The sequence below is a fragment of the Nonomuraea sp. NPDC049141 genome (genome assembly GCF_040648415.1).
Classification (GTDB): Bacteria; Actinomycetota; Actinomycetes; order Streptosporangiales; family Streptosporangiaceae; genus Nonomuraea.
Map to the genome: position 1 here is coordinate 1 of NZ_JBEZDR010000251.1, position 1,211 is coordinate 1,211.

3 protein-coding genes are annotated in these 1,211 nt (G+C 71.8%); 1 reads left to right on the top strand and 2 read right to left on the bottom strand.

Translation table 11 applies throughout. From position 1 onward, the window contains the following. Together AB0B91_RS66255 and AB0B91_RS66260 are read right to left on the bottom strand one after the other, a co-directional pair. On the bottom strand, positions 1–214 hold a 214-nt coding region (locus AB0B91_RS66255; protein ID WP_358343300.1), incomplete at its 3' end, for a hypothetical protein. Beyond that, a complete protein-coding gene (locus AB0B91_RS66260) occupies positions 214–345 on the bottom strand; it encodes a hypothetical protein (RefSeq protein WP_358343302.1) in 132 nt (43 codons plus the stop codon). The genes AB0B91_RS66260 and AB0B91_RS66255, both read right to left, overlap by 1 nt. A gap of 179 nt (positions 346–524) precedes the next feature. Here AB0B91_RS66260 and AB0B91_RS66265 point away from each other — a divergent pair, with 179 nt between their 5' ends. After that, a complete protein-coding gene (locus AB0B91_RS66265) occupies positions 525–1,127 on the top strand; it encodes a hypothetical protein (RefSeq protein WP_358343304.1) in 603 nt (200 codons plus the stop codon). Positions 1,128–1,211 lie beyond the last annotated feature (84 nt).

Consider the following 1,211-nt stretch of genomic DNA (forward strand, 5'->3'; position numbering starts at 1 on the left):
GGGACGGCCGCGAGCTGCGGTCGCTGGGAGCCGTCGTGGCGCGCTCGGCGGAGCCGGCGGGGGTGCCCCACTTCGCGGCGGCGGTGGACTCGAACGGCGAGCCCGGCAGCAACCGGAGCGAGACGAGCACCAGGCCGATGAGGACCACCGCGATGACGATCAGCTTGCCGGGGGAGGCGTCGGCCGACCCGGAGGCCCGACGCTGCCGCGCCATCAGAGCTTCCCGACGGGCTGCGGCACCTTGAGAGCGGCGCCCGGCTGCGGGGTCACGAGCTGGCTGGCGACCGAGGCGCAGACCTGCGCGCCGTAGGTGAGGCCGCTCTTCTGCGGGTAGCGGAGCATCACCGCGAGGCTCCACCTGTCGGTGACGGCGAGGCAGCTCGCGGCCGTCCCCGTCGCCGACGCCGAGCCCCGCCCCGGAGCCGCTGCCGTTCGAGGCGAAGGACCTCGACCTGGACATCGAGGGCTGGTACTCCTGGAGTGTCCTCGACCGCCGCAACGGCGAGATCATCGGCTCGGACAACATGGACGAGACCAGCACCACCGCGTCGCTGATCAAGGCGTGGATCGTCGCGGACTACCTGCGCCGCGCCGATGAGAAGGGCCAGACCCCGAGCGCCGCCAAGCTCGCCGACGCCACGAAGATCATCCGGGACAGCGACAACACCCGGACCCAGCAGTTCTACAACGCGCTGGGCGGGTCCGCCTCGATCAAGCGGCTGCTCTCCAAGTGCGAGCTGACCGACAGCAGCGTCGCCAGCGACGGCGGCTGGAGCCGTACCGCCCTCTCCCCCCGGGACACCGCCCGGATGGGCGCCTGCATCGCCGACGGCCGCGCCGCCGGGCCGCAGTGGACCAAGTGGCTGATCGGCGAGATGCGGCTCGTCCGGGGCGGCGGGGACTTCGGCATCCGCAAGGCGTTCCCGGCCGCGGAGCGCAAGACCATCGCCATCAAGAACGGCTGGATCGACCGTACGCGCGAGCAGGAGATGCACATCAACTGCCTCGCCATCGGCGACACCTGGACGATGGGCGTGATGGTCCGCTACCCGATCGGCAAGGGCTACGAGTACGGCATGAAGAACTGCCAGAAGATCACCGAAGCCCTCCTGCGCCCCACCACCTAGACCCGGCCCCCGCCGGTTCGGTCGAAGGGCTCAGCCCATGAAGAAGGCGGGACCGGCGGCGGGCAGGGGCGGGGCGGCGCCGAC

What these genes read in the sequence shown, in the direction of transcription:
- AB0B91_RS66265 (WP_358343304.1), top strand. Translation starts at nt 525, where the DNA reads ATGGACGAGACCAGCACCACCGCGTCGCTGATCAAGGCGTGGATCGTC.